The sequence below is a fragment of the Bacillus sp. FSL W7-1354 genome (assembly GCF_038002405.1).
Taxonomy (GTDB): Bacteria; Bacillota; Bacilli; order Bacillales; family Bacillaceae; genus Bacillus; species Bacillus paralicheniformis.
Genome location: NZ_JBBOCL010000001.1, coordinates 1728653 through 1755123, shown reverse-complemented (window position 1 = coordinate 1755123; position 26471 = coordinate 1728653). Strand labels below are relative to the sequence as shown.

General features: G+C 43.7%; 29 protein-coding genes and 1 pseudogene. 23 read left to right on the top strand and 7 right to left on the bottom strand.

The window, feature by feature from the left end; translation table 11 throughout:
* Positions 1–209 precede the first annotated feature (209 nt).
* From MKZ04_RS08905 to MKZ04_RS08850, 12 genes and pseudogenes are all read left to right on the top strand, one after another.
* Positions 210–644 carry a YwqH-like family protein gene (locus MKZ04_RS08905; RefSeq protein ID WP_023855236.1) on the top strand — a complete coding sequence of 145 codons (435 nt, stop codon included), beginning with the start codon at positions 210–212 and terminating at the stop codon, positions 642–644.
* Positions 644–907, top strand: a complete 264-nt coding sequence (locus MKZ04_RS08900) for a YwqI/YxiC family protein (RefSeq protein WP_025811144.1) — start codon at positions 644–646, stop codon at positions 905–907. Before MKZ04_RS08905 ends, MKZ04_RS08900 begins: the two co-directional genes overlap by 1 nt.
* A gap of 25 nt (positions 908–932) precedes the next feature.
* On the top strand, positions 933–2945 hold the full coding sequence (locus MKZ04_RS08895; RefSeq protein ID WP_341045711.1) for a ribonuclease YeeF family protein: 2013 nt from the start codon (positions 933–935) through the stop codon (positions 2943–2945).
* 16 nt (positions 2946–2961) lie between these two features.
* A complete protein-coding gene (locus tag MKZ04_RS08890; protein WP_026579285.1) occupies positions 2962–3477 on the top strand; it encodes an Imm6 family immunity protein in 516 nt (171 codons plus the stop codon).
* A 12-nt stretch (positions 3478–3489) separates the two neighbouring features.
* Positions 3490–3892: pseudogene (locus MKZ04_RS08885) on the top strand (hypothetical protein).
* A gap of 359 nt (positions 3893–4251) precedes the next feature.
* Entirely contained in the window at positions 4252–4755 is a 504-nt protein-coding gene (locus tag MKZ04_RS08880; protein WP_341047107.1) for a cytoplasmic protein, read from the top strand.
* Between the two features lie 319 nt (positions 4756–5074).
* Positions 5075–5587, top strand: a complete 513-nt coding sequence (locus tag MKZ04_RS08875; protein ID WP_023855232.1) for an Imm6 family immunity protein — start codon at positions 5075–5077, stop codon at positions 5585–5587.
* 150 nt (positions 5588–5737) lie between these two features.
* Entirely contained in the window at positions 5738–6397 is a 660-nt protein-coding gene (locus MKZ04_RS08870; protein WP_230631855.1) for a hypothetical protein, read from the top strand.
* A 197-nt stretch (positions 6398–6594) separates the two neighbouring features.
* Positions 6595–6819 (top strand): hypothetical protein, encoded by a 225-nt coding sequence (locus MKZ04_RS08865; RefSeq protein WP_020452227.1) that lies wholly within the window; start codon positions 6595–6597, stop codon positions 6817–6819.
* Between the two features lie 225 nt (positions 6820–7044).
* Positions 7045–7770, top strand: a complete 726-nt coding sequence (locus tag MKZ04_RS08860) for an endonuclease V (RefSeq protein ID WP_023855230.1) — start codon at positions 7045–7047, stop codon at positions 7768–7770.
* Between the two features lie 155 nt (positions 7771–7925).
* Positions 7926–8573 carry a tRNA (adenine(22)-N(1))-methyltransferase gene (locus MKZ04_RS08855; RefSeq protein ID WP_031304752.1) on the top strand — a complete coding sequence of 216 codons (648 nt, stop codon included), beginning with the start codon at positions 7926–7928 and terminating at the stop codon, positions 8571–8573.
* Positions 8570–9691: a Nif3-like dinuclear metal center hexameric protein gene (locus MKZ04_RS08850; protein WP_020452224.1), complete on the top strand. Its 1122-nt coding sequence runs from the start codon at positions 8570–8572 to the stop codon at positions 9689–9691. Before MKZ04_RS08855 ends, MKZ04_RS08850 begins: the two co-directional genes overlap by 4 nt.
* Before the next feature lie 26 nt (positions 9692–9717).
* Here the strand turns inward: MKZ04_RS08850 and MKZ04_RS08845 are convergent, their stop codons facing one another.
* Positions 9718–10662 (bottom strand): 4-hydroxy-3-methylbut-2-enyl diphosphate reductase, encoded by a 945-nt coding sequence (locus tag MKZ04_RS08845; RefSeq protein ID WP_023855228.1) that lies wholly within the window; start codon positions 10660–10662, stop codon positions 9718–9720.
* A gap of 120 nt (positions 10663–10782) precedes the next feature.
* Entirely contained in the window at positions 10783–11433 is a 651-nt protein-coding gene (vrrA, locus tag MKZ04_RS08840) for a VrrA/YqfQ family protein (protein WP_023855227.1), read from the bottom strand.
* Between the two features lie 255 nt (positions 11434–11688).
* Between vrrA and MKZ04_RS08835 the strand changes: the two genes are divergently transcribed.
* Together MKZ04_RS08835 and MKZ04_RS08830 are read left to right on the top strand one after the other, a co-directional pair.
* The gene (locus MKZ04_RS08835; protein ID WP_149169679.1) at positions 11689–13008 is read left to right on the top strand and encodes a DEAD/DEAH box helicase; all 1320 of its coding nucleotides are present in this window, start codon (positions 11689–11691) and stop codon (positions 13006–13008) included.
* A gap of 11 nt (positions 13009–13019) precedes the next feature.
* Positions 13020–13913, top strand: a complete 894-nt coding sequence (locus MKZ04_RS08830; RefSeq protein ID WP_020452220.1) for a deoxyribonuclease IV — start codon at positions 13020–13022, stop codon at positions 13911–13913.
* A gap of 29 nt (positions 13914–13942) precedes the next feature.
* Here the strand turns inward: MKZ04_RS08830 and MKZ04_RS08825 are convergent, their stop codons facing one another.
* Positions 13943–14197, bottom strand: coding sequence for a DUF2624 domain-containing protein (locus MKZ04_RS08825; protein WP_023855226.1), 255 nt, complete (start codon positions 14195–14197; stop codon positions 13943–13945).
* Between the two features lie 126 nt (positions 14198–14323).
* On the opposite strand from MKZ04_RS08825, the gene MKZ04_RS08820 reads away from it, so the two are divergent.
* The 4 genes from MKZ04_RS08820 to MKZ04_RS08805 all read left to right on the top strand — a co-directional run bounded on the left by MKZ04_RS08820 (position 14324) and on the right by MKZ04_RS08805 (position 17397).
* Positions 14324–15208 carry a YitT family protein gene (locus MKZ04_RS08820; RefSeq protein ID WP_023855225.1) on the top strand — a complete coding sequence of 295 codons (885 nt, stop codon included), beginning with the start codon at positions 14324–14326 and terminating at the stop codon, positions 15206–15208.
* A 143-nt stretch (positions 15209–15351) separates the two neighbouring features.
* Positions 15352–16128, top strand: coding sequence for a metal ABC transporter ATP-binding protein (locus tag MKZ04_RS08815; RefSeq protein ID WP_023855223.1), 777 nt, complete (start codon positions 15352–15354; stop codon positions 16126–16128).
* On the top strand, positions 16128–16988 hold the full coding sequence (locus MKZ04_RS08810; protein WP_023855222.1) for a metal ABC transporter permease: 861 nt from the start codon (positions 16128–16130) through the stop codon (positions 16986–16988). Before MKZ04_RS08815 ends, MKZ04_RS08810 begins: the two co-directional genes overlap by 1 nt.
* Positions 16966–17397 (top strand): Fur family transcriptional regulator, encoded by a 432-nt coding sequence (locus tag MKZ04_RS08805; RefSeq protein ID WP_035338384.1) that lies wholly within the window; start codon positions 16966–16968, stop codon positions 17395–17397. The genes MKZ04_RS08810 and MKZ04_RS08805 overlap by 23 nt, the downstream gene beginning before the upstream one ends.
* 70 nt (positions 17398–17467) lie before the next feature.
* Here MKZ04_RS08805 and MKZ04_RS08800 read toward each other — a convergent pair whose 3' ends face one another.
* Positions 17468–18052, bottom strand: a complete 585-nt coding sequence (locus tag MKZ04_RS08800) for a nucleotidase (protein WP_023855220.1) — start codon at positions 18050–18052, stop codon at positions 17468–17470.
* Positions 18053–18189: 137 nt separating this feature from the next.
* Here MKZ04_RS08800 and MKZ04_RS08795 point away from each other — a divergent pair, with 137 nt between their 5' ends.
* Positions 18190–18561 (top strand): hypothetical protein, encoded by a 372-nt coding sequence (locus MKZ04_RS08795; protein WP_023855219.1) that lies wholly within the window; start codon positions 18190–18192, stop codon positions 18559–18561.
* Positions 18562–18598: 37 nt separating this feature from the next.
* Here the strand turns inward: MKZ04_RS08795 and ispG are convergent, their stop codons facing one another.
* The 3 genes from ispG to MKZ04_RS08780 form a co-directional block, all read right to left on the bottom strand.
* Positions 18599–19717: a flavodoxin-dependent (E)-4-hydroxy-3-methylbut-2-enyl-diphosphate synthase gene (ispG, locus tag MKZ04_RS08790; protein ID WP_085959519.1), complete on the bottom strand. Its 1119-nt coding sequence runs from the start codon at positions 19715–19717 to the stop codon at positions 18599–18601.
* A gap of 106 nt (positions 19718–19823) precedes the next feature.
* Positions 19824–20129 (bottom strand): LysM peptidoglycan-binding domain-containing protein, encoded by a 306-nt coding sequence (locus MKZ04_RS08785; protein ID WP_026579294.1) that lies wholly within the window; start codon positions 20127–20129, stop codon positions 19824–19826.
* Between the two features lie 84 nt (positions 20130–20213).
* Positions 20214–20972 carry a DUF1189 domain-containing protein gene (locus MKZ04_RS08780; protein WP_149169677.1) on the bottom strand — a complete coding sequence of 253 codons (759 nt, stop codon included), beginning with the start codon at positions 20970–20972 and terminating at the stop codon, positions 20214–20216.
* A 159-nt stretch (positions 20973–21131) separates the two neighbouring features.
* On the opposite strand from MKZ04_RS08780, the gene MKZ04_RS08775 reads away from it, so the two are divergent.
* The 4 genes from MKZ04_RS08775 (at position 21132) to MKZ04_RS08760 (ending at position 26299) form a co-directional block, all read left to right on the top strand.
* Positions 21132–21614 (top strand): DUF456 domain-containing protein, encoded by a 483-nt coding sequence (locus MKZ04_RS08775; protein ID WP_026579296.1) that lies wholly within the window; start codon positions 21132–21134, stop codon positions 21612–21614.
* Positions 21615–21796: 182 nt separating this feature from the next.
* On the top strand, positions 21797–22405 hold the full coding sequence (gene sodA / locus MKZ04_RS08770; protein WP_003183541.1) for a superoxide dismutase SodA: 609 nt from the start codon (positions 21797–21799) through the stop codon (positions 22403–22405).
* A 382-nt stretch (positions 22406–22787) separates the two neighbouring features.
* Positions 22788–24074: an MFS transporter gene (locus MKZ04_RS08765; protein ID WP_023855214.1), complete on the top strand. Its 1287-nt coding sequence runs from the start codon at positions 22788–22790 to the stop codon at positions 24072–24074.
* A 101-nt stretch (positions 24075–24175) separates the two neighbouring features.
* Positions 24176–26299, top strand: a complete 2124-nt coding sequence (locus tag MKZ04_RS08760; protein WP_149169676.1) for a peptidoglycan D,D-transpeptidase FtsI family protein — start codon at positions 24176–24178, stop codon at positions 26297–26299.
* Positions 26300–26471: the final 172 nt, after the last annotated feature.

The window sequence follows — 26471 nt, the reverse complement described above, 5'->3', positions numbered from 1 at the left end:
GATTTCGTCCTTTATGACGGTGCGGCGTCTATCAGGAATAGGTCTTTATTACTTTTTCTGAAGACTGCACTCATCTTTGCAAGGGAAAAAATAAGCAATCCACCCTATTTAAGTAAGATTGCATCTATTTTACTATTATATAAATGGAAAGAATGCAGCAGATGCACTGTTTTCATCCGTCTATTTGAGTATTTCTTGAGGTGAATCATATGAGTCATGAGAGCACATTGAATCATATCCACAGCACGATTAACCAAAAGCTGACTGATGTAGAAAGCCGGATTGAACGTGTCAAAACAGCAAAAAAGGAAATTGAGAAAGAACACGAAACCGGGATTGTCGAGATCAGACAAATCTTGCACCCTCACCTGAACAGCCACTGGACGGGGGACTTCGCCAATGATTTTGATGACGAACGGGATGAAGCTCATACATCAATGTACAACATCGTGAACGGAAAGTACGAAGGCTATATTTCACAGCTGGAGAGAAAAATTTTCGCGCTGGAAATTGAAAAACACAGCCTTGAATTGGCGGGAGCGGCAGCTAAAGAGGCGGATCATTTGCTTTCTCTCGGAGAAAAAGCGGTTGATCAGTTGAGCGATAAACTCCGCTCAATCAAAAACAGTTGGAGCTGGTTTTAATGACGACAATCAAGCTGAAACATGAAGCGGTCATCAAAAAGCTGGAGGCCGTAAGAGAGGCGCTCGATGCCCTAGACCTGCCAAATCCTCCGAAAGCTGCGGGGAAAAATAAATTGACATATGTGACAAAGTGCCACGAACGCGAGCAGAACATACATCAGATGGTGGCCGATTACAAAAAAGCCGTACACAAAAACATAAAGGATACGAAGGAAAATGTCGATTTGCTGAAAGAGCAGGACAAAGCAATCGCCAGAAAATAGCCCTTAGGTTAGAGAGGACAATTCAATGAAAGTATTTGAAGCGCATTCTTTAATTGAAGCAGCGAATAACCGCAAGAAACAATACGAAACCTTTGAGGATCAACTGCAGACGCTCAAAAAAGCGTTTCTTGGGGTCGCTGATTTAGGTGAAGATTTTCAGGGGAAAGGTGCCGACAACATTAAAGACTTCTACAAAGGACAGGCAGAGATCGTAGACAGCTGGTTAAAGCTTGTTGAAGCGCAGATTGCTTTTTTTAAAGGTATATCGGGTGATATAAAGGACAAAAAGCTGTCCGATTCTTATGTGGAAATCTCTTTTTTGGATCATGAACTGAAAAACGCTGATTTGAAAGCGACAGAAATCGTCTCGGGGCTCAAGTTGGAAATGGATAAAATCATCGCGAGCATCAGCGATATCGTTGACTTGGACAATTGGACGCTCGACGACTATATTGATAAAATGTCTAAAGCGCAAACAACTCGGCAAAACACCATCGACGCCGTTAATCAGCTGGATGAATCGCTCAAGACCGAATACACAAACTTACAAGCACTCGACAGCGCCGTGCTCGGCAAATATTCCGGGCTAATGGAAGCTACAAGCCACGGAAAAACCGCCTCGCCGATGTATTTTAGCTTGAAATCGTTCCACTCAAGCGAGATCTATAAAAATACGATAGACGTCGAAAATCAAGCCGCCAATTATATTGAATTCAAAAATGAACAGGCAGAAGCGCGCAGGCTTCAGGAAAAACAAGAAGAAGAAGCGAACAAGCCTTGGTATTTAAAAGCGCTCGACGCAGCCGGAACATTTGTCGGAGAAGTCAGCGGGTATTATGATTATAAGAGAGCCGCTGACGGCGTCGACCCGGTCACAGGAGAAAAGCTGACAGACGGCCAGCGTGTCGCCGCCGGAGCAATGGCGGCAGCAGGATTTATTCCGATCGTAGGCTGGGCAGGCCGAGCCTTCAAAGGCGGCAAAGCCATTTATAAAACAGGAAAAGGACTCATCGCCGCTGAACACGCGCTTGACGCTTACAAAGCCTCAAAAACGTTGAACGTCTTGAAAATGACGGAAATGGGCGCCTACGGCCTTGTCGCTTCAAATGGGTTCTCAGAAGCCGTCACGGGCAAGGACATGTTTGGAAACAAAGTTTCTGAAGAGAGGCGGAAACAAGGCCTGATCGAAGCAGCCTTGAGTCTCGTCGGCGCTGGTGCTGTAGCAAAAACGGCAAACCACGGCGCTCAAACATTGGCCAAAATACCTGGCAAAAATATTCCGCTCGCAAAATCGCCAAAAGCGGCGCTGGTACAAAAAGGAAACAACATCCTTGAAAAGGTGAAATCCTTCCAAGTTCCGACAAACGTCCGCGTCTACGTCGAACAGCCGGCCTCCACAACAGGCCACCGCATCGGCACCCCGATTGTCCGCGTGAATGTTGAGAAAACGCCGGTGAAAGAGCTTGGAATTGTGAAGATGGTGAGTGGTGGGGGGAACGTCAGTAAGGGAGCCAATAGGACTGGGAGTAAAATAGATGTTGGAAAAGCTGATTTAGATGTTCTACGCCAAAAATGGAATGTTCCTAAAACTGACACTGTTGCGGTTGGAAAGACAGATGTGGAAGGTTTGGAAAATTTAGTGTTTGAGGGTGGATCGCCTAAAGTCAGAAAAGAAGCCGGGCTTCCTGATTTAGACTCAGTAATGCCAGATAGACCTATCAAATCTCCAGGAAAAATCGCAAGTGCAACAAGACATGCTGAAGAAGGCGTGTTAAATGACTTTATAAGCAAAGTAGAAGCTTTAGGAAAAAATCCTGCTGAAATAACAGGAACATTAAAAATTCACCAATCTAATCCTAAAGGGGTTTGTCCAACCTGTATTCAAGGGCTAAATAATCCGAATGTGCCAGCTGGAGTATTTAAGCAGTTTAGTGAGATGTTTCCTAATTTGACGATAGAAGTAACTTCTGAGACTATTCAAGGAATCAAGCCGAACGGAAGATTGAATTTAGTTATTAAAAATGGTGAATATATTTAATTGAGGAGTGTAGTAGATGTTTCAAGAATGGGAAGAATTGAATGATGATTTAAAATCTGCATATTATTTAGGACTTTGTGAAGCGATAGTTCCTACATTAAAACAATCAAATGATTTCAATTATATAAAAGAAGCACTAGATGCCTGCTGGAAGTGGCTTGAACACAAGAATATAGAAGCAGACGATCTTTATACTTACCTGGAAAATTTAGATGACACAGGGATTTTAACTTTAATGCAGCTTGAATCAAATGAAGATGCTCTAGATGCTTGGATATGTATTGCTGATGCAATATCTTATACAATTTACAAAGCATATAAATATCAGAAAGATGAGTATTTACCTGAAACCATCGAATCTATTGATTCTTACGAGTTATTTGAGGAATTTCACAGTCACTTTAGTTTATTATCTAAAAATCCAGGCCAAAAAGAAAAAGCCTTTTTGAAGTTTTTGAAAAAAGACAGTAAGGGGAAAGTTTCCAGGAAGAGCGTTCAAGATTTTTTACTTAATATTGAGGCTGCCAAATAAGGTGGTATTAATATGATCACGTATAATGGACCGGTTGAAGAACCAATTGAAAATCCGAATGATGATTTTATAAGAAGTATTGTATTTGAAAAAGGCGAGGATTATTGGAAGCAAGGAAGCGGGGATTCATGTCTTGAAGTAGAGGGCTGTGATGAATGGTTAATTTTCTTCTATGATGAACCATATGGTTTCTTTATAATGAGACATCCAGACTACTTAGTTCCAATGAATAAAATGTTGAAATAGAAACGGTGGAACATTTAGTAGGTGGGGAGCCAATGAAGGTTCCGTCTTGCAGTTATGTGGATCGTGTTTAGCTTACCGGATAATTAATGAGTTTATTAGAACTAAATCAATGCCGACTTTTATAGAATGGGTAGATTTGTATGAAATAGACTTTGACCATGGATTTTGATTAAGAAAACAGTAATTCCTATTTTCGAAAGGCTTTATTGTACGGGTTATGACGGGACGTAAAATATGTTTTATAGAAACCTTGATTGGCAATAGCTTTCAAGGTTTCTTAATGTGAATGGTTGAAAAAAGAAATAAAATTATTCATATTTCAATTTGTCATACATAAAAGACAAGAAGACGAGCATGATGATTGCTCCAAGCAGGAGAGCTTGTGGACACTGTCCTTTGTATTTTAGTGTCGGCAGTTTGAACTGGACCTCCGTCAGTCATCTAATGCAAATAGTTAAGTACTGACACATAGCTCCCTATTTGGAACAGAAGCGGTGGAACAACTGAAGAATTATGGGAAAGGTGGTTATCAATTTTGGTAAGAACACTCCATTAGTCGAAGAAGTAATAAGCTTTATTCGTAATAACAAGATGTTTTTCAGTAAGAACTTTAATGTACCTAATTTGCAAGTAATCAATAGTTTTAGTGATGCGCAAAATTTTGCTTGGTCACAAGATTTAAATGAAGTTGATACAGTGTGGGAGAATGTTAAGTCATTAGGAACTGAAAATATTGTAGAAAAGATATACGATTTAGACTTAGCTACTCAGCAGGATGAATTATACGAGTATTTCGGTGACTATGAAAATTACTCTGAAAATTTTCTTCCGTTTGATTATGTAGATATTCATGAGGAGATTGAAGGAGACCTCACAATGTGTGCTTTAAATCGGTTGGTCAATGGAAAAACAAATAATTTTTATGAAAAGGTTTTTGAGATATATAAAGAAGGCGGATGGCCTTGCGGTTGGAAGGGAACATATCCTAAAGGGGAATTTATTGTCTTTGTCCCATCTAGTAGCAACGAATAAGAAAAAATAAATATAATCAATTTCAAGTCTTGATTAGCTGTATGCTTTTCAAGATTTTTTACTTAATAGTTAGAATAGAAATAAGAAAGCTGAATATCCAAGCTACGGATTGGACACTCGACGATGATATTAATAAAATATCAAATCGCAAAAAACGGCAAAACACCATCGTGAATACGCGCTTGACCCCTACAAAGCCTCAAAAACGTTGAAAGTCTTTGTAACATCGGAAGGAAATTGATGAAAGCATTAAGGTAAACTGTGACTTAATCTAAAGATTAAAAATGAAAAGGATATTGATTAGTTGGAGGTTAAAATGATGACTGATACAAACTTCGATCGTTTCACAGAAGACGATAAAGTAATATTTTTTCTTGGGCTTTCAGAAAAAGTTTCGTCGGTATTTTCCCGAAAGGAAGACCAAATGTTTGCCCAGGAAATTCTAGAAAAATGTTGGGAGTGGATAAACGATAAAAATGATATTGGGGATATTCTTTATGATTTATTGGATAATGAGAAAAATGGTATAACTATAATTCAAGAGATGTCAGATAATGAAATAGATGTCGCAGCTTGGAACTGTATGATTGATGCAGTTGCATACACTAGTAAAAAAGCATTTGAACGAGAAGGGGTTAAATATTACCCAGAACCAATTACTTTAGTTGATGACACATTAGTGGACCATTTTATTGACTGTTTTGAAAAATGTATAGAAGATGCAGATAATTATATTCAGAAAATAAATTCTTTGCTGGACGATTACATAAATGGAGATATTGCGAGTGATTTGAGGAAAAAGATATTAAAGGAATTACAAATACAAAATTAACTACAGCTCTCCTATTTTATTAACCTTAGTGAATTAGAACTTATCAAATTAGAAAAGGATGTTTAAAGTTTAGAGTTACAGGAAATCCCTGAGCAAAAATACAGAGATATAGCAGAAAACAAATCAACAGTTTATAATAGAAAATCAGGAGTGAACGATTTGTCTAATTCCATAAAATCATTAGAACCTATAAATATACCGTGCGGCTGGTTCGTTAAATATCATGATTTAACCGTCACACAAGAAACAGTTGAACCAAATACCAAATTAATAGAATTAGAAAAACAAAGATATCATGCTGCGGTCAAAATCATTAAAGGCCATGATGATTATCTTATACATATTTGTGACAATCATGGAGAAACGATTGACACAATCAATGTTGAAGATCGCCGGCAGTTAGTGGACGAATTGGAACGGATCATTTGGAAAATAGAAGCGGCGGCATTTGGAGGGAACATTTTTATTTTTGAAGGCCCTCCTGACTATTTACGTCTGAGAGTTCCTCAAGGATGGACTGTCTCTTATAATAAACTAATTGATATCGATCCAGATCAGTTAGAGGAAGACAGTGATGACTGGTTCAACTTTACGTCATCATTATTGCAGTTGGAGCATAAAGAAAGCCGCTTGACTTTAGATGTCGGCTGGTACATAGATATTGATCCTTCAGGCACCTTTTATATGCTGTTAATAAAAAATCTAGACTGGGAAAACCCGTTAGAAGACATGGAAACGAGAAGGCCGGAAAAATTAGTGGACCACATCGAAGCCACACTTCAAAAAGCAGCCGAACATAAATATAAATAGCCAGCCGATGATTTGTTAGATTTTAGTCAAAAAAAGTTGTATTCCATATACCCAGAGCCGGCATCTTATGAAGAATATGTACCGAATCACTGGATCGGAATTTATGAGGACTTTACAAATCTAGTTCCTACAAATCAAAAGTATTGGATCAATCATAAAGGGAAAAATTTATTTTCAAAAAGATAGGAGAGTGTCTTATGAATAGTAATGATACGGTAACCATGTTAAATGAGGAATTTGTGAATGATCAGACAGGTGAAAAGGTCGAAGGCATTACGATTATCATAGATGGACAATTTAAACAAGTTTTAGATATCATTAAAGCCAAAAGCGACAGTTATGAGAATTACACTGAAATCATACGGGACGCTGTTTTTGAGGGTGTAAACAGTATGACGATGAAGCTGAGAAATAAAGAATAATAATGAATAATTAGAAAATACTTCGATTTACAAAAAGACAAACAGAGCTCCCAATTTTTTGCTTGTTGAGGGGTTCTTTTTTATATGCTGATCATTCTATAAGACATCTTGCTGTCCCGGCTTATCCCGGTATGAATCAATAACTTTGAATGAACTGAACAATTTAGATATGATCTGGCTAAAGGCGCTTTGAAAAATGGGATGATAGAAAGTTGGTTTTTAAAGATGAACATCAACAACATACACGATTTTAATTTAAACCAAGAAAATGACTTCTTAACGATACAAACAAAACTAAAAAAACATATCAATCTAGTAAACTCCATCAGTAAAGACGCTCTGCAAACCTGTGCGGGGGTTGATTTAGCTTATTGGGAGGAAGATGGTGAAGCGTTTGGTGTCTGCAGTATCATCGTGCTGGATTTTCATACGAAGCGTGTCATTGAAAAAGTACATAGTGCAGGAAAAATCGCTGTGCCTTATATCGCGGGGTTTCTTGCTTTTAGGGAGCTGCCGCTTATTATTAAGGCGGCTAAGAAGCTGACGATTGAACCGGATGTTTTTTTATTTGACGGGAATGGCTATCTCCATTTTAACCATATGGGGATTGCGACACATGCGGCGTTTTTTCTCGAAAAGCCAACGATCGGCATTGCGAAAACTTACTTGAAAATAAAACAAACTGATTTTGTGATGCCTGATAATAATTTCGGTGCTTATACTGATATTGTAATTGATGGCGAAGTCTACGGACGTGCGGTGCGGACAAGGCAAGATGTCAAACCGATATTTCTATCATGCGGACATTTGATTGATTTAGACAGCAGTTATGACATCGCAATGAGCTTGGTCAATCGAGAAAGCAGGCTGCCGATTCCGGTTCGGCTCGCGGATCTTGAGACTCATGCTTTACGTGCGTACTACAGAGAAAATCAAAAATTGATCGAGTAAAATGTTGATTTGCTGTTCCAGCTTGGAAACTAAAGCGATTTTTTATATGATAGTAAAGGAAAAATGAATCTAGAAAAGTTGTGATAATTGTGAATGAATTGAAGTTATCGAAAAGGCTGCAGACTGTGGCGAAATACATAACAAAAGGGGCGGTTGTGGCTGATATCGGGTCTGATCATGCGTATTTGCCTTGCTTTTGTGTGCTGAATCGACTGGCAAGTGCCGCGATCGCCGGAGAAATCACAGATGGTCCTTTTCTTTCTGCGAAGCAGCAGGTTGAGAAATTGCAATTAAGTCCGCTCATATCCGTAAGGAAAGGCGACGGGCTTGAAGTGATTGAAAAGGGCGAAGCTGATGTGATCACGATTGCCGGAATGGGAGGCTCGCTCATTGCTCACATTCTAAAAGCGGGCAAGGATAAGCTCTCAGGTAAGGAACGTTTGGTTTTACAGCCGAATATCCACGCTCACCATATTAGAGAATGGCTCTATCAGGAAGGCTATGCACTGATCAATGAAGAAATCCTTGAAGAAGACGGCAAGTACTATGAGGTTCTCGTCGCGGAAGCGGGCGATCGGGATGCGGCTTACGATGGGATTTCCTTTGCGGCAGGCATGCTTGTCGGCCCATTTTTGGCCAAACAAAAAAATGCTGTTTTTATCAAAAAATGGTCGCAAGAACTGAAACATACGGAAAACATCTATCAACAAATTGAAGCGGCTCTTCCGAGTGCAGAAAATCAACAAAAATTGCTTGAACTGTCAAAACGGATAGAGGTCTTAAAGGAGGTACTTAGAAGATGACAAAAACGATAAACGGGCATGAAATCATCCAATTGTTTGAACAATTTTCACCAAAGTCATACGCCGTTGAAGGCGATAAAATCGGCCTGCAAATCGGCACGCTGAACAAAACGGTGTCCAATGTCATGGTCACGCTAGATGTTCTCGAAGAAACGGTTGATGAAGCGATTGCAAAGAACGTTGACTTAATCATTGCGCACCATCCGCCTGTTTTCAGGCCGCTGAAACATGTCATCACAGACCAGCCCGGCGGAAGGCTGATCGAAAAGTGCATCAAGCATGATATCGCCGTTTATGCGGCTCATACAAATCTCGATGTTGCTGACGGCGGTGTCAACGACATGCTTGCGGAAGCGCTGGAATTAAAGAACACAAAAGTGCTCGTTCCAACCTACGAAGAGCCGCTGAAAAAACTCGCCGTCTATGTCCCGAAAGATTATGAAGAACAGGTGCGCGCAGCGCTTGGAGACGCCGGAGCCGGTCATATCGGCGCCTACAGCCACTGTGCGTTTTCTTCAGAAGGAGTCGGCAGCTTCAAGCCGCTGTCTGAAGCCGATCCTTTTATCGGCAAGCGGGGCGAGCTTGAACGGGTCGAAGAGGTAAGAATCGAGACCGTTTATCCGTCAGGTATTGAAAAATCCGTGATCAAAGCGATGAATGAGGCTCATCCGTATGAAGAAGTGGCCTTTGATATTTATCCCGTCGAGCAGAGTCCGCTTCGAAAAGGGCTGGGCCGTATCGGTGAATTGAATGAAGAGATGACACTCGAAGCATTTGCCCGTTATGTGAAAGAAAAGCTGGAGGCAAACGGAGCGCGGATGGTGGGCAAGTCTGATGCGAAAGTGAAGAAGGTCGCTGTATTAGGCGGCGACGGCAATAAATACATCCATCATGCAAAACGTATGGGCGCCGATGTATATGTAACAGGAGATCTTTATTTCCATACAGCGCACGATGCCATGATGATCGGGCTGAATGTGGTCGACCCTGGACATTATGCCGAACAAATCATGAAAAACGGAGTTGCGAAAAAGCTGACGGCGATGTGCCGAAAGAAAAAATACAATGTCGCCGTCTTTCCATCAGATACAAATACGAACCCGTTTACATTTTTATAAAAACAAAACCTGAAGCGATGGATGCTTCAGGTTTTTGCTTTTACTTTAGGCAAGATTTTTTGAAGAGGTACTTCGTGACTGATCTTCCATGTGGAAGGATCTTCACGATCGAATTGTTCTAAAAAGCGGATGACTTCTTTTGTAATCGGAGTCGGGGTCGATGCGCCGGCCGTTACAGCGACGGTTTCCACGCCGTCGAGCCATTCCAGCTTTAATTCGCTTAAATCGCCGATCCGGTATGCTTTCGTGCCTGCGATTTCCTCGGAGACCTGGGCGAGGCGATTCGAGTTATTGCTTTTCGGATCGCCGACAACGATTGTCAAGTCGGCTTTTTTCGCCTGTTCGGACACCGCTTCCTGACGCACCTGGGTGGCCAGACAAATCTCCTGGTGGAATTCAACATCCGGATATTTTTCTTTTACTTTTTCCATAATATCATGGACATCCCATTGGGACATCGTCGTTTGGTTCGTGACAATCAGTTTCTCCGCTTCAATGTCCAGCCTTTCCACGTCTTCTTCGGTTTCGACAAGATGAACGATATCCGGGGCGACACCGACCGCTCCTTCAGGCTCCGGGTGTCCTTTTTTTCCAATGTAGATGACGTGATAGCCTTCCGCTTTCATTTTTCGGATTAAATCGTGTGTTTTTGTCACATCAGGGCAGGTGGCGTCAATCGCGACAAGACCTTTATCCTCAGCTATTTTACGGACTTCGGGCGAAACGCCGTGAGCGGTGAAGATCACCGTTCCTTTGTCGACCTGATTCAAAATCTCAAGCCGGTTCGGACCGTCAAGCGTATAAATGCCCTCTTTTTCAAATGCGTCGGTGACATGTTTATTGTGAACGATCATTCCTAAAATATATATAGGTCTCGGCAGACTTTTATCGAGAGCCGCGTTTTTTGCGATGACCATGGCGTCGACGACACCGTAGCAATAGCCGCGCGGCGATATTTTAATTACGTTCATTCTTAGTCCTCCTATAAAGAAGTAAGAGCCGGGCATGATAAAAAGCCGTAAAAAACGGCTTATTTTTGCAGTCTCTATAGACCTCATTATATCTGATCCCGCAGGAGATATCAAAGAATGTTATACATACAGTTTAGGTTTTGATCCTCCGGTTTTTCTTTTTGCAGACGGAGGGGCTGAACGGCTCCGTTTTTTTCTGATTTCTTCGGCTTTGGATTTTTCGGGTGTTTTGGAAGACACTTTTATTTCTTCTTTCTTTTCGCCGCTCGTTTCGGTCTTGTTGTCCGGTTCGCCTTTTTGTTGTTCGCTGTCCTCCACTTCAGTATCATCGGAATTCAGCTGTCTGAACATTTTCACCATGCCGGGGAGATTGCGGACGAGAGGTCCGTATTGCTGAATCATCGGCGTTACTTGCTGGGCTACACCGAGCGCTTTTTGAACATTGCCGAGCATGTTTGAAATGGTAGCCGGATTGGCAAGACCCTGAATGCCTCCAAGGCCGCTTCCGGTTCCGCCGAGGCCTGCTCCTGTTCCCCCGGACGCGGCAGATCCAGGAAGGATTTTCGAGAGCAAACCCTGAATCCCGCCGGCTCCTCGCGCCCCTGCTTGCTCCTGGGCGGCGCCCATCGGCTGAAACATTTGCTGCAGGCCGCGCTGCTGCGCTTGAGGGGGCTGCATTCTCATCCCCGGATGTCTCGGCATCAAGGCTCTGCCGGGCCTTTGCGGCATCTGCGGTCCTGGCTGATTTCTCATCGGCTGTTGCTGAAACATACTTGTACCTCCTTTCAAAATCCTTCTCTTGATAGGGTATGCACCAACGGTGGCAAAGTGCCTTTGCCGCCGGCCCGAATAGGGCGGGGGTGATGGTTTTTTTCCGCAGGATCAGTTATAATTTAATGATGGACATGATATCAGCCTTTTTTTAAGCAGTGCGGCATAAAAAAGGATACATAAGCGCACAATTCAGCCATATAGGATAAAGCTTGGAGCGCCGGAATAAAGGCTTTCCAAGAAGGAGTTGGGAAAATGAAACAAACGAAATTTGAAATGTACGATTTAAAGCCGTTTATTATAGAGGCTGTTCACGACTTGGGATTTTATGAGCCGACTGATATTCAGAAGCGGTTAATTCCTGCGGCGCTGAAAGGGGAGAGCGCGATCGGACAGTCGCAGACAGGTACGGGAAAAACGCATGCCTATCTGCTCCCGCTCTTAAGCAGGATCGATTTTGAAAAAGAGTTCGTTCAAGTCGTGATTACGGCTCCGACAAGGGAGCTCGCCAACCAGATTCATCAGGAAGTCCTGAAAATCACCAAGTTTTTAGGGCCTGATGAAGCGGTTCGTTCGAAATGTTTCATCGGCGGTACCGATAAACAAAAATCGATTGACAAATTAAGAACACAGCCCCATCTGGTGGTTGGTACGCCGGGGCGGATTGCAGATCTGATCAGGGAGCAGGCGCTCGATGTTCATAAAGCCGGTTCGCTCGTTATCGACGAGGCGGACTTAATGCTTGATATGGGATTTTTGGAAGATGTCGATTTTATCGGGTCGCATATGCCTGAAGGCTTGCAGATGCTCGTATTTTCCGCAACGATTCCAGAAAAATTAAAGCCTTTCCTGAAAAAGTATATGGCCAATCCGAGGTATGCGCATGTTGAGCCGAAGCACATCACGGCCGAAAAAATCGAACACGTGCTGATACCTTCCAGACACAGGGATAAAAATGAGCTGCTGCTCGAGGTTATGACCCATTTAAATCCGTATTTGGCGATTGTTTTTGCCAATACAAAAACAACGGCTGACGAAATCGCCGCATACCTGACGGACAAAGGGATGAAAGTCGGACTTCTTCACGGAGGGCTTACGCCGCGGGAACGAAAAAAAGTGATGAAGCAAATCGGCGATCTGGAATTCACCTATATCATAGCCACTGATTTGGCTGCAAGGGGAATCGATATTAAAGGCATCAGCCATGTCATTAACTATGAACTGCCAGACGATCTTGATTTTTACGTTCACCGCGTCGGCCGTACAGCGCGCGCCGGAACATCCGGAACAGCGATGACGTTTTATGATACATCTGACGAAGATGCACTTGTGAAGCTTGAACAGATGGGAATCGTGTTTGAAAACATGAGGATTGAAAAAGGCGAGTGGAAAAAGATCGATGACCGCAAGCGCCGGCAGAACCGAAAAAGAACGCCTGATGAAACGGATGAGGCCGCCAAGCGGCTTGTGAAAAAACCGAGAAAAGTCAAGCCAGGATATAAGAAGAAAATGCAGACGGAAATCAATAAAATAAAAAGACAGCAAAAAAGAAAGCAATTTAGAAAAGGAAAGTAGGGGAAACAGTTTTGTTGAAAATCGGTTCACACGTCTCAATGAGCGGAAAACATATGCTGCTTGCGGCCAGTCAGGAGGCAAGCTCCTACGGCGCCAATACATTTATGATCTATACGGGAGCGCCGCAAAACACGCGCAGGAAAAAAATCGAGGATTTAAATATTGAAGCAGGAAGAGCCCATATGGAGGAGAACGGCATCTCTGATATCGTCGTTCATGCCCCGTATATTATCAATATCGGCAATACAACAAATCCGGCCACATTTGAGCTCGGTGTCGAGTTCCTGCGTTCTGAAATTGAAAGGACGTCGGCGATCGGCGCCAGACAAATCGTTCTTCACCCGGGAGCTCATGTAGGTGCAGGCGCAGAAGCGGGCATTCAAAAAATCATCGAAGGATTGAACGAGGTCATCGACCCGAATCAGAATGTGCAGATCGCTTTGGAAACGATGGCCGGCAAAGGTTCAGAATGCGGACGGACGTTTGAGGAGTTGGCACAGATCATCGACGGCGTTACACACAATGAACATTTATCCGTCTGCTTCGATACATGCCATACCCATGACGCGGGTTACGATGTCGTATCCGACTTTGACGGTGTCTTAAACGAATTCGATAAGATCGTCGGAATCGACCGTTTAAAAGTGCTTCATATTAATGACAGCAAGAATGTCAGAGGCGCGAGAAAGGACCGGCACGAAAACATCGGATTCGGAGAAATCGGTTTTGATGCGCTTCAATACATCGTCCACCACGATCAGCTGAAAGATATTCCGAAAATCCTTGAAACGCCTTATGTAGGAGAAGATAAAAAGAACAAAAAGCCGCCATACCGGTTTGAAATTGAAATGCTTAAAAATAAACAGTTTGACGAAGGGCTGCTGGAAAAAATCAAGCAGCAATAAAAAAGGGGGGCGTATCAGCTCCCCTTTTTTTATGATACGTATTGAGAAAATAGCTGGTTCAAGAGCTGCACCGCTTCTTTTGAAGTGACCGCTTCCACCTGCTTGAGCAGTTTATTGCGTTCTTCCTCATTAAAAATATTGATGTTTTTTCCTTTCACAAGCTTTTCCACTTCAAGCGCCTGTTTTCTTGTTACATGAATTCCGTATTGTTTAGCGTACTTCAGCACCTCGTCAGCCGTGACCTGATTTAAACGCTGCAGCACGATTTTTTGAAATAAAATCACGTCCATTCCTCCCCTCTGAACTAATGTATGGCGTAAAATTAAAAATGTGTCATTTTTTTATTTCAGTCTGTTAAATGATATGATGATAAGGGACAGTTTGGCCAGTTTGGAAAAAGGAGAGACAGAATGGCAAATACCATAAAACAGCATAAAAAAGAATCAGCGGTCAAAGTGGCGTTTCGGATCGTCATGATTCTCGTCGGGGCTGCCTGTGCAGCCGCCAGCATCGAATTATTTTTAGTGCCGAACAACATCATTGACGGGGGCATTATCGGCATTTCACTAATATTGGACTACATTTTTATAGATACTCCGTATATCAACTTCGCACTGCTCGTTGTCGTTCTTAACATTCCGTTTATGTTTTCAGGCTACAAGCACATCGGAAAAACGTTCTTAATTTCAACCCTGATCGGAATCATCAGCTTATCAATTATTGAAACCTTGTTGCATCATGTAGAAGGGGTTACGACTCAGCCCGTTCTGGCAGCCGTATTCGGCGGTCTTCTGCTCGGATTCGGCGTAGGGCTTGTTATTCGTAACGGCGGTTCTATGGATGGAACTGAGATACTCGGCATTTTGCTTACGAAAAAGCTGCCATTTTCAGTCGGCGAATTTGTCATGTTCGTCAATGTCTTTATTTTTACGTGGGCAAGCTTTGTATTCGGCCTTGAGCAGGCTATGTTTTCGGTTATGACGTACTATATTGCGATGAAGACGATCGACGCCGTTATTCAAGGGCTTGATGAGACGAAAGCGGTCATCATCGTTTCAGATCAATACGAGGAGATTTCCGATGCGCTGCTGCATCGCCTCGGCAGGGGAACGACAAAGCTCAAAGGGAAAGGCGGCTATTCCGATGAGGATACAGAGGTGATTTATGCCGTTGTGACCAGGCTTGAAGTGACAAAGCTGAAATCGATTGTTTTCAATATTGATCACAATGCTTTTATAACGATTATGGACACGCACGAAACGCGTGGAGGAAAGTTCAAAAATGCCATCCATTAGGCTTTCATTTACTTTTTTTTAGTTTATATGTATAATTTAAAGATGAACTGGTCAATCGTGAAAATGGCTTGCTGCTTTTCGGCTGCCATTTTCTTTTTGTGCGATAAATCGTAATGATTCTGGAGAAGTTGAAGGTGAACGTATTGAAACAACCTATTATTGAAATGAAGCATGTATCATATTCCTATGATCATCGAAATGTGATAGAAGATATCAATTTAAACATTGAAGAAGGGACTTTTCTCGGCTTGGTCGGTCCAAACGGATCGGGAAAGACGACATTGCTGAAATGCATTCTGGGGCTGATTAAGCCGCAGACAGGCGAACTTAATTTGTTCGGCGTCCCTCTCAGAAAATTTAAGGACTGGAGCAAAATCGGCTTTGTATCCCAAAAAGCAAACAGCTTTAACACCGGTTTTCCCGCTTCCGTATATGAAGTGGTGGCAAGCGGTTTAACAGCGAAGCTCGGCTTATTCAGACGCATGTCCAAAGCCGATAAGCAAAAGGTGGATGAAGCGATCGAAGCCGTCGGCATCACGTCCCTGAAAGACAGGAACATCGGCGAGCTTTCGGGGGGACAGCAGCAAAGAACTTTCATCGCGAGAGCGCTTGTGAGCGAACCGAAGCTGCTCATTCTTGACGAGCCGACGGTTGGAGTCGATCAAAAAACAGTTGAAGGGTTTTACAAGCTGCTGGAGAAGTTGAATCGTGAAAAAGGCATTACACTCATTCTTGTCACCCATGATGTCGGCACGGTTTCCGATAAAGTCACACACGTTGCCTGCATGAATAAACATCTTCATTTTCACGGCAATACAGAAGAGTTTGAGTCCATGACAGATCAAGACTTGTCTCAATTTTACGGGCATGATGTTCAAGCCATCAGCCACAATCACCATCATCATGGAGGACACGAATAATGCTGACACCTTTTTTTCATTATGAGTTTTTGCAAAACGCTTTTATTTCAGGAATATTAATCGGCCTCATCGCGCCCTTGCTCGGTGTATTCATCGTTGTCAGGCGCCTGTCGCTGATCGCAGATGCGCTCAGCCACGTCTCTTTAGCCGGCATAGCAGCGAGCCTGTATGCAGGCAAACAGTTTGCAGTGCTCGCCGGCGTCAGCCCGATCTATTTCGGAATGGCGTTTTCCGTTGCCGGATCTTTGATTATCGAGAGGCTGAGAACGGTTTATAAACATTATCAGGAGCTGGCGATCCCGATTATCATGTCGGGGGGAATCGGGATTTCCGTTATTTTTATTTCGCTTGCGGACGGATTTAATACGGATCTGTTCAGCTATCTATTCGGCAGCGTCAGCGCTGTTTCGCGGGAAGACATGCTGGTGATCGTCGGAATTTCCGCGGCCGTTTTGATTGTGGTGTTTTCCCTTTTTAAAGAGCTGTTTCTTCTGTCGTTTGATGAAGAGCATGCTAAAGCTTCGGGGATTTCCGCAAAGTGGATTCATTTTATATTTATTTTGATCGTTGCGCTTGTTATCGCCGCCTCTATGAGAATCGTCGGTACGCTTCTCGTTTCAGCGCTGATGACGCTCCCTGTCGCTGCGAGCATGCGCATTGCCAAGGGGTTTAAGCAGGCGATCTTCTTATCGATTCTATTCGGTGAACTTTCCGTCATCGTCGGCCTGGTGCTTGCTTATCATCTCGATCTTGCGCCGGGGGGAACAATCGTGATGCTGTCGATCTTTATCCTGATACTGTGCATCAGTTATAATAAAATCAAAAGGAGGATTCGCCGTGAACGTACAGGAAGCGCTTGATTTACTGAAGGAAAAAGGATATAAATATACAAGCAAACGGGAGGATATGCTTCAGCTGTTTAGTGATTCTGATAAATATTTAACGGCGAAAAATGTCCTTTCCGCTTTAAACGATGATTATCCAGGGTTAAGCTTTGATACGATCTACAGGAATTTGTCGCTGTTTGAAGAACTCGGCATTTTGGAAACGACTGAGCTTTCCGGTGAAAAGCTGTTTCGCTTTAAATGTTCTTCTGCTCATCACCACCATCATTTTATTTGCATGATATGCGGCAAAACGAAGGAAATCGAGCTATGCCCGATGGAAAAGCTGACAGACGATCTTGACGGCTACCAGATCAGCGGCCACAAGTTTGAAATTTACGGAACGTGCCCGCGATGCGAAGAAAAAAGCGCAGAAGCGCAGTAAAGAAAAGCGGCATATGGCGTTAAAAAGCCATATGCCTTTTTAACGCAAAAAGCATGTAAGAGACTTTATCTTACATGCTTTTTGCGCCTTTAATCATTTTCTCGTTCTTTTTCAGCCATTGGGCGGCTTCAAGCCAGCTGTCGACTCTGACGATGTTTGAATCGATCGGAAGCTGATTATACGGCGTATTAAACAACAGAACCGGAATGCCTGCTTCTTTTGCAATCATGGTTGCATTCCCGTGGTGGTCCTCAAAGAAAACATCGATCTTATGCCTGAAGACGGCTTCCAGTTTATCGTGACCGCCGACAAGTTCTATATGGTCATAATGAATGTCGCGTTTCTCGAACCAATCAAAGGTGATATCCTCCAGATGGTGTCTTCTTGCCGTAATGTATATCAGCTTATGCTGCTTTTTCAGCTCATCCAGCGTCTGTTTGGCATATTGAGCCAGCAATGCTTCCTGATAGATGCGGGGCTCGTTTTCGTTCATCCATTTCCAAAAATCTTCCTGGGATATATTCAGCAGCTTTGTTAAGTCATATTCCTTAATATCTTCCAATGTAATGGAGAGGCTGAACGACTCGTTCAAATAGGGAACAAAAGTATCCTGGGCAGTGATCGTTCCATCAATATCGATTCCTAAATGTAACATGTCCACACTCCTTATCATCCATTCCTCCAGTGTATCATAATCTTTTAACATTTACAGTAAAGTTTAGCAAACATGAATCGGGCTAAAATGCTTAAACTATAAATGCTCCTTTATGGATTAAAGAGGGGGGATATCGAATGGAAAGAGATCAAAATGTTCGCGGTCGTAACCGGGCCGGTTATGATGCTGACCTAGTCGATGCGACTTTAGATAATGATGACTTTTTAGAAGAAACAGCAGCAGAAGTTGCCCCGACTTATCGTACGGATAACAGGGACAACGGTGACGCGCGTAACGATGCCGATGCTGCCGGCGGACGCGTAACCGGGTATATCGCGCTTGCGCTTTCGATTATTTCCTTGTTTATGCTTCCAGTGCTGTTAGGAATTGCAGGGATCATTGTCGGTTATATAGCCAGAAGACAAGGAGCAGCTGGCTTAGGAGCATGGGCAATGGGTATCGGTGCAGTTTCCTTGGTGCTTGGCATATTCATCACCCCGTTTTTCTAACGGAAAAAGCTTGACGGATATCCGTCAAGCTTTTTGATTATGTGTTTAATTTTTCTTTTTCGGCCGCTTGTTTGGCATAATGCTCTTCGGCGAGCTTGTCGATTTCTTTTTTCAATTCCTCGACCATCGTTTCCTCAGGCACTTTCCGGACGATTTCGCCTTTGCGGAACAGGAGGCCTTCGCCGCGTGCGCCGGCAATCCCGATATCGGCTTCGCGCGCTTCTCCGGGACCGTTGACGGCACAGCCGAGAACGGCAACTTTGATCGGCGCCTTGATTTTAGCGATATAATCTTCGACTTCATTGGCGATGCTGATCAAATCGATTTCGATCCGGCCGCAAGTCGGGCAGGAAATCAATGTCGCTGCATTGGAAGCGAGCCCGAAAGATTTCAGGAGCTCCCTGGCGACTTTTACTTCTTCGACCGGGTCCGCGCTTAAAGAAATCCGCAATGTATTGCCGATTCCTTTTGAAAGGATCGCGCCGAGACCGGCGGCGCTTTTCACCGTACCGGCAAACAGCGTACCCGATTCGGTGATGCCTAAATGAAGCGGATAATCGAATGCTTTTGCCGCTTTTTCGTACGCTTCAATCGCCAGATTGACATCAGACGCCTTCATGCTGACGATGATATCGTGGAAATCGAGATCTTCAAGAATTTTAATGTGGTGCAGTGCACTTTCGACCATGCCGTCTGCTGTCGGATAGCCGTATTTCTCAAGGATTCGTTTTTCCAGAGAGCCTGCATTGACGCCGATCCGGATTGGAATGCCCTTTTCCTTCGCTGCATTGACCACCGCTTCAACCTTTTCGCGGCGGCCGATGTTTCCCGGATTGATGCGGATTTTATCGGCTCCGCCTTCGATCGCTTTTAAAGCCAATTTATAGTTGAAATGAATATCCACGACAAGAGGGATGGATATCCGCTTTTTGATCTCAGGAATCGCGTCTGCAGCACGTTCATCAGGACAGGCGACGCGGACGATTTGACATCCCGCTTCCGCGAGTCTGTTGATTTCGGCGACGGTTGCTTCAACGTCATGTGTTTTTGTTGTTGTCATGCTTTGAATGACGACTTCGTTATTGCCGCCTATTGTTAAAGGTCCCACTTTAACGGGACGCGTTTTTGTACGATGTGTGATTTCACTCACTTGAATTCGCTCCTTAAGTATAATTCGGAGGCGGTTGCTCCTTTTCTTATACCAAATCGTTTACAAGTCTTATTGTAACAGCCCGTTCATGAAACTGACAAGAAATTAACGCTTATTCAGGATAAACGGGAAACTTGTAGGTGATGCCTGCTTGAATGCGGCTCGCCTTCACATTCGGATTCAGCGCTTCAAAATCTTCGGCTATTTTGTCGGCCGGAACGGCGCTGTTCCCGATGATTGAAAATACGGTCTGTCCGGGTTTGACGGTAACGGTCTTATATTGCAGGCTTGCAGCCGGAGCTTCTGCTGCCATGGTTGAAGCCGGCAAGGCGTTTTGAGGGATGGTGCCTGATTTCAAGTCATAATAAACAATGAACAGGGCGAGCAAAATCGAAAACAGCACAATCACACGTTTCATCTGATTTGTCCCCATTTCGTGCATTTTTTATTATGTTACGCTTGTCCCTCTTTCAACATGACAATAAATTTGCTCCTGCCCGTTTTACCTTGCTGCTTTAGAAGACGGAGTCTCTTTAATGGCGAGAAACAGGATGATAAAGTTCACAAACCAGTTCAGGAGGAACTGACTTGGAACCACCGCCTCCAGCGCGTCCATAATTACAAAAAACACGGTCGCGAGCGTGATCGAATAAGCAGACATCACCCAAAGGTGCTTATAGGAGAGCATTTTCTTCTGTCCATTGCGAATGATCAGCCCGATGACGGCAAGAACCGAGACATCAATGAATTTTCCGGCTGCTGTCGCCAAAAACAGCAGAACGCATAAGACGGGAACAATCACCGATTTATTTTGATCAACTAAAGAAAGGATATCGTCCTTGGACATGTCTTCGGGAAGCATGGTGTACGGCATTTCCTGAACTTGGCCGTCAATGGCGATGACAAACTTATCTTTCAGAATGCCGACGGAATTCCGTTTGTCTTCGATCTGCTTTGTTTTATAAGAGCCGCTCGGATCAAAAACGATGACAAATCCGAATGACTGTGATTCAATCGCTTTCTTTGCATCTGTTTGCAGTGAGCCGTCTTTTATGGAGAAAGCGGGGAATTCTTTTACAGCTGACTGAAAGCTGTTCATTGTATTCACCACTCCGCTGCTGATATGGTAAAGGTTCGGGAGAGCGGCAATGATGCTGAGCAAAAATACGTATAAAATCGTTTTCCCTATGCCTTGGAAACGCATTTTGCCAATCGAGTGAGGGGAATATGTACTTTTAAAAAATCGCTGAAATAAATTCATTCGTTTTTCACTTCCTATTTTCTATAATGTATCTGCATTATTGTATCGTCACAAAAGGACGAATACAAGAAAACTTATCGATCAACAGGGACTCTGGAAGTTTCCTTTTGGAAAAATGGGTATAATATGAAGCATCACAATCGATTGGAGGAGATTCGGATGGATGTTTTATATTGGATCATCATTGCGGCGATGTTCGTCATTGCGTTCATCGGCCTTGTTTATCCCATCATTCCGAGCGTCGTTTTCATCGTAGCCGGCTTTGTGCTATACGGTTTTTTATTTACATTCGGGCATTACTCCTACCTGTTTTGGATCATTGAAGGCATTTTTACAGCCGTATTGTTTGCTGCTGACTATATTGCAAATCTCCTCGGTATTAAGCGCTTCGGCGGCAGCAGGGCGGCGATATGGGGCAGCACAATCGGCCTTTTGATCGGCCCTTTTGTGATACCTGTGGCGGGCATTATTTTGGGGCCGTTTGTCGGGGCCTTGGCGGGTGAGATGATTGTCCATCAGAAGGATTTGAAAACAGCAGCCAGAATCGGGATCGGTTCATTGATCGGATTTATTTCAGGCGTTTTTGCGAAAAGTGTGATTCAGCTGATAATGATCGGCTACTTTTTATATACCGTGCTCTAAAATTTTCCCGTCCATGTTTAAAAAGAAGGGGAAAAGGATAAAGTTTAGTGAGCGCTTGAAATGCAACTGTGATCATTTTGTGAGCATTTCCATTGAAACAAGCCTTTTCTTTTGATACATTGAAAGAGGAAAGGCTTGCTAAAGGCGGCATTTCAATACATACAAATTAAGGAGGAATTGATATGGCTTACAAACTTCCAGAATTACCTTATGCTTACGATGCGTTAGAACCTCACATCGACAAAGAGACGATGAATATTCACCATACGAAGCACCATAACACATATGTTACAAAATTGAACGAAGCGGTGGCAGGCAAACAGGATCTTGAAAGCAAATCTGTTGAAGAGCTTGTTGCAAACCTTGATGCTGTACCGGAAAACATCCGCACAGCTGTCCGCAACAATGGCGGTGGACATGCCAACCACTCATTGTTCTGGAAACTTCTTTCTCCAAACGGAGGAGGCGCTCCGACTGGTGAATTGGCAGAAGCGATCAACAGCAAATTCGGCAGCTTCGATCAATTCAAAGAAGACTTTGCCGCTGCAGCAGCTGGCCGTTTCGGCTCCGGCTGGGCATGGCTTGTTGTCAATAACGGAGAGCTTGAAATCACAAGCACGCCAAACCAAGATTCTCCTCTTTCAGAAGGCAAGACCCCTATCTTAGGTCTTGACGTATGGGAGCACGCATACTACCTGAATTACCAAAACCGCCGTCCAGATTACATTAAAGCATTCTGGAACGTCGTGAACTGGGATGAAGTTGCCCGCCTTTACAGCGAAGCAAAATAATCCAGTTTGAGAAAAGAGGCCCGCGAAAAGCGGGCCTTTCAGATTGTTGATAAAATCCCAGAACGACTTTTTGTTTTGGGATTTTATCATCCCTTTTCAGCGTGATTGAAAACCCTTGCAGTCTAGGAAGGCCGAGCATCGGAGCGGAGCGAATGTTGGATTCGTGAGTACCGACGCGCAGGCCTGACAACGAATGCGAGGGTTTGTCGACACGCTGAGAGGCCCGCGGAAAGCGGGCCTTTTTATGTTGTTCGCGAAGCGGAGCGGCTGTTGAAGGACCGGCAAAAAGCCGGTCTGTTTGTTTTTCGTTTCTTTTGCTCAGAAGTACATAACTGACTTTTGATGAGACAGACTAATGATGATCAGTAAAGGGGAGTCAGTTATGAGCAGAATCAAAAACATAATAGGCGATGTTGAAGTAAACAGGGACCTCCTGCTGCTGCTTGCAGTCGGCGGCCTTTATTCTCTTAGCATTGCCCTTTCCAATACGTTTGTGAATGTATATCTGTGGAAGCAGTCCGGACAGTTTGTCGATTTGGCCATTTACAATTTGTCGATCGTCGTGATGCAGCCTATCATCTTTATGTTTGCAGGCCGCCTTGCTAAAAAAATCGACAGGGTGTTTATACTCAGGTTTGGCGTTTCGTTTTTGGCTGTATTTTATTTAACCGTGCTGTTGGCGGGGGAGAATGCGGGATCACGGCTTGTGCTGCTCGGCAGTGTGCTCGGAATTGGCTACGGATTTTATTGGCTTGCGTTTAATGTCCTGACATTTGAAATCACTGAGCCGGACACGAGAGATTTTTTTAACGGGTTTCTCGGCATTTTAAATTCCGGCGCGGGAATGATCGGTCCGATTGTCGCCGGCTATGTTATTTCACGGCTTGCTGACAACACGGGGTACACGGTGATTTTCAGCCTGTCCTTGGCTTTATTTTCAGTGGCTGTCATCACGAGCTTTTTTTTAAAGAGGCGTGAATCGCGCGGCCGCTACATTTTGAAGAAAATCTGGGCGGAACGAAATTCAGACCCGAATTGGCGCAGCATTACAAATGCTCATTTTTTTCAGGGGCTGAGAGAAGGGATTTTCGTTTTTTTAATCAATGTCTTTGTCTTTATTACGACAAAGAGCGAGTTGGCATTGGGGAAGTTCGGCTTGATTAATTCAGCTGTTTCTTTTTTTGCATACTATTTCGCAACGCGGCTTATTAAAAAAGGAGCGCGCAAAAAGGCGATTTTAATGGGCGGTCTCATCCTGTTCGGCGCTCTCTTTCTGATTTTGTTTCATATGACGTATGTGACGCTGCTGCTGTATGCTGTAGCGATTGCGATCGGCTATCCGATTTTGCTCGTACCGTATTCATCGCTCACATATGATGTGATCGGTAAAGCAAGGTATGCCCGGAAAGCGCGGATCGAATATATTGTCGTCAGAGAGGTTTTTTTAAACATCGGACGGATTGTCTCGATCTTGGTCTTTTTGCTGCTCGTGTCGCTGCTGAAAGAAGACCTGGGCATTCCGGTTTCCCTCGTTTTGCTGGGGGCAGGCCACACGCTGATCTACTATTTCGTCAAAGATATCCGTCTGACAGAGCCCGCCCGCGAAACGGTCGGAAAAGATGCGCATAAACAAACAGCTGAACCCAATTATTTAGAAGGAAAAAGGTAAGCCGCAAGGGAAAATAGTAGAAAAATGCCGAAAAAAACTTTACAATAGATTTGGCACCTTTTCATAAGGTGTCTTTTCTTTATTTCAAAAAGGTGATGCTAATGATGAACAAAAAAATGAAAACTGAAAAACGCAAATCGCTCCCCATTAGATTGAACATATTGTTCCTGCTCGCTTTTATTATTTTTACCATCGTCGTCGTGCGCCTCGGCATGGTGCAGATCGTCTTTGGCGAAGACTATACGAACGAAGTGCAGAAGCAGGAAGAAGTCGATGTCTCGACAAGCGTTCCGCGGGGGAAAATATATGATCGGAACTTAAACACGATCGTGAAAAATAAACCGATGAATGCCATTACATACACAAGGACATCATCGACCTCTCAAGAGGACAGGCTCAAAATAGCAAAAAAACTTGCAGAAATGATCGAAATCGATACAGATAAAATAACGGAGCGCGATAAAAAGGACTACTGGATTTTAACGAGGCCGAAAAAAGCCGAGAAGCTCATCACCGATCAGGACCGGAAAAAAGTTAAGGACGGCAAGCTGAAAGAAGACGATTTATACCAGCTGCAGCTTGACAGGATTACGGAAGATAAACTGAAAGAACTGACAGATCAAGATTTGAAAGTCTTGGCAATCAAGCGCCAGATGGATTCAGGGTACGCGCTGACTCCGCAGTATATTAAAAACAAAGACGTATCGGCAAAAGAAATGGCGGTTGTCAGCGAACACCTGGACGAGCTTCCGGGGGTCGATGTGACGTCAGATTGGAAGCGGGATTATCCTTATAACGGTCTGCTCAGAACGATGATCGGCAGCATATCCGATTCAAATGAAGGGCTTCCGAAAAGTTTGCTTGATCATTATTTGTCGCTCGGCTACAACCGGAATGACCGGGTCGGAAAAAGCTACCTCGAAGCCGAATATGAAAATGTGCTTCAGGGACAGAAAGAGAAAGTGAAAAATATTACCGACAAATCAGGGGACATCGTCGATACGGAAGTCATTTCAGAGGGGAAAAGCGGAAAAGATTTAGTCTTGACGATCGATGTTGATATGCAAAAAGAGATTGAAAAAATTATCGAGGATGAACTGAAGTCCGCCAAAGCCCAGCATAGCGCTCCGCTTCTCGACCGCGCATTCGTCGTCATGATGGACCCGCGAAACGGGGAAGTGTTATCGATTGCCGGCAAGCAGCTTAAAAACGAAAGCGGCAAATTAAAGGTTGACGACTATGCCCTCGGCGCGATGACGTCTTCTTACGCGATGGGCTCGGCTGTCAAAGGGGCCACTGTTTTAACAGGTTTGCAGACGGGAGCCATTAATTTAAATACGACTTTTCTTGATGAACCGCTTTGGATCGGTGACTCGCCGAATCCGAAAAAGTCATGGAGAGTGGGCTTGGGAACACTGGGTATCCAGGGAGCGCTTGAACAATCTTCAAACGTGTTCATGTTTAAAACAGCGATCGCCCTTGGTAAAGGTCAATATAAGGCGCACCAGCCTCTCAATCTTCAAACAAAAGCATTTGATACATTCAGGTATTATTTCAGCCAGTTCGGCCTCGGCGTCAAAACCGGAATCGATCTGCCAAATGAAGCAACAGGCTACAAAGGATCTCAAAGACTGCCTGGTTTCTTGCTTGACTATTCCATCGGACAGTATGACACATACACACCGCTGCAGCTGGCTCAGTATGTATCAACGATTGCCAATGGCGGATACCGCATGAAGCCGCAGCTCGTGAAAGAGATCAGGGAGCCTGATTCGAAAAAAGGAATCGGGGCCGTTACACAGTCCGTGCAGCCTGAAGTATTGAACAAATTAGACATGAGCGATCAATATATTAAAGAAGTCCAAAACGGATTCAGGCGCGTAATGACAAAAGGTACGGCAGCGGGTCAGTTTGCTTCTGCTTCATATAAACCAGCAGGAAAAACAGGAACGGCCCAGTCTTTCTATGACGGACCGGACAAATCGAAAACGGGAACACCGACATACAATACAACGCTTGTTGCCTACGCTCCTTACGATAATCCTGAAGTCGCAATTTCCGTCGTCGTTCCTTGGGTTTATAATGACTATGGCCAAAGATATTCAATTACAAACGAACTCGGCCGGAAAGTGCTTGATAAGTATTTTGAACTGAAATCAAAACAATCGAAAGAAAATACCGCCGAAAAAAATAAAGACAAAATCGAAAAAGAAGCTACAGAATAGGACTTTTTCATTAAAACACCTGCATTGAACCATGCAGGTGTTTTTTTGTGCGCCCGTTCCTTTCACCCGCATTCTATACAAAGTTCAAGCTTATTTTACAAAACCTTAATAATTCATTTAAACAAGATTAACACTGAAAAGTTACGCTATACCCGTAGGACAAATTACACAT

Excerpts from the sequence above, each read along its gene's own strand:
- MKZ04_RS08905 (WP_023855236.1), top strand. The coding sequence starts at position 210 with ATGAGTCATGAGAGCACATTGAATCATATCCACAGCACGATTAACCAA.
- MKZ04_RS08900 (WP_025811144.1), top strand. The coding sequence starts at position 644 with ATGACGACAATCAAGCTGAAACATGAAGCGGTCATCAAAAAGCTGGAG.
- MKZ04_RS08895 (WP_341045711.1), top strand. The coding sequence starts at position 933 with ATGAAAGTATTTGAAGCGCATTCTTTAATTGAAGCAGCGAATAACCGC.
- MKZ04_RS08890 (WP_026579285.1), top strand. The coding sequence starts at position 2,962 with ATGTTTCAAGAATGGGAAGAATTGAATGATGATTTAAAATCTGCATAT.
- MKZ04_RS08875 (WP_023855232.1), top strand. The coding sequence starts at position 5,075 with ATGACTGATACAAACTTCGATCGTTTCACAGAAGACGATAAAGTAATA.
- MKZ04_RS08865 (WP_020452227.1), top strand. The coding sequence starts at position 6,595 with ATGAATAGTAATGATACGGTAACCATGTTAAATGAGGAATTTGTGAAT.
- MKZ04_RS08860 (WP_023855230.1), top strand. The coding sequence starts at position 7,045 with ATGAACATCAACAACATACACGATTTTAATTTAAACCAAGAAAATGAC.
- MKZ04_RS08850 (WP_020452224.1), top strand. The coding sequence starts at position 8,570 with ATGACAAAAACGATAAACGGGCATGAAATCATCCAATTGTTTGAACAA.
- MKZ04_RS08845 (WP_023855228.1), bottom strand. The coding sequence starts at position 10,662 with ATGAACGTAATTAAAATATCGCCGCGCGGCTATTGCTACGGTGTCGTC.
- vrrA (WP_023855227.1), bottom strand. The coding sequence starts at position 11,433 with ATGTTTCAGCAACAGCCGATGAGAAATCAGCCAGGACCGCAGATGCCG.
- MKZ04_RS08835 (WP_149169679.1), top strand. The coding sequence starts at position 11,689 with ATGAAACAAACGAAATTTGAAATGTACGATTTAAAGCCGTTTATTATA.
- MKZ04_RS08820 (WP_023855225.1), top strand. The coding sequence starts at position 14,324 with ATGGCAAATACCATAAAACAGCATAAAAAAGAATCAGCGGTCAAAGTG.
- MKZ04_RS08810 (WP_023855222.1), top strand. The coding sequence starts at position 16,128 with ATGCTGACACCTTTTTTTCATTATGAGTTTTTGCAAAACGCTTTTATT.
- MKZ04_RS08800 (WP_023855220.1), bottom strand. The coding sequence starts at position 18,052 with ATGTTACATTTAGGAATCGATATTGATGGAACGATCACTGCCCAGGAT.
- MKZ04_RS08795 (WP_023855219.1), top strand. The coding sequence starts at position 18,190 with ATGGAAAGAGATCAAAATGTTCGCGGTCGTAACCGGGCCGGTTATGAT.
- MKZ04_RS08785 (WP_026579294.1), bottom strand. The coding sequence starts at position 20,129 with ATGAAACGTGTGATTGTGCTGTTTTCGATTTTGCTCGCCCTGTTCATT.
- MKZ04_RS08780 (WP_149169677.1), bottom strand. The coding sequence starts at position 20,972 with ATGAATTTATTTCAGCGATTTTTTAAAAGTACATATTCCCCTCACTCG.
- MKZ04_RS08775 (WP_026579296.1), top strand. The coding sequence starts at position 21,132 with ATGGATGTTTTATATTGGATCATCATTGCGGCGATGTTCGTCATTGCG.
- sodA (WP_003183541.1), top strand. The coding sequence starts at position 21,797 with ATGGCTTACAAACTTCCAGAATTACCTTATGCTTACGATGCGTTAGAA.
- MKZ04_RS08765 (WP_023855214.1), top strand. The coding sequence starts at position 22,788 with ATGAGCAGAATCAAAAACATAATAGGCGATGTTGAAGTAAACAGGGAC.
- MKZ04_RS08760 (WP_149169676.1), top strand. The coding sequence starts at position 24,176 with ATGATGAACAAAAAAATGAAAACTGAAAAACGCAAATCGCTCCCCATT.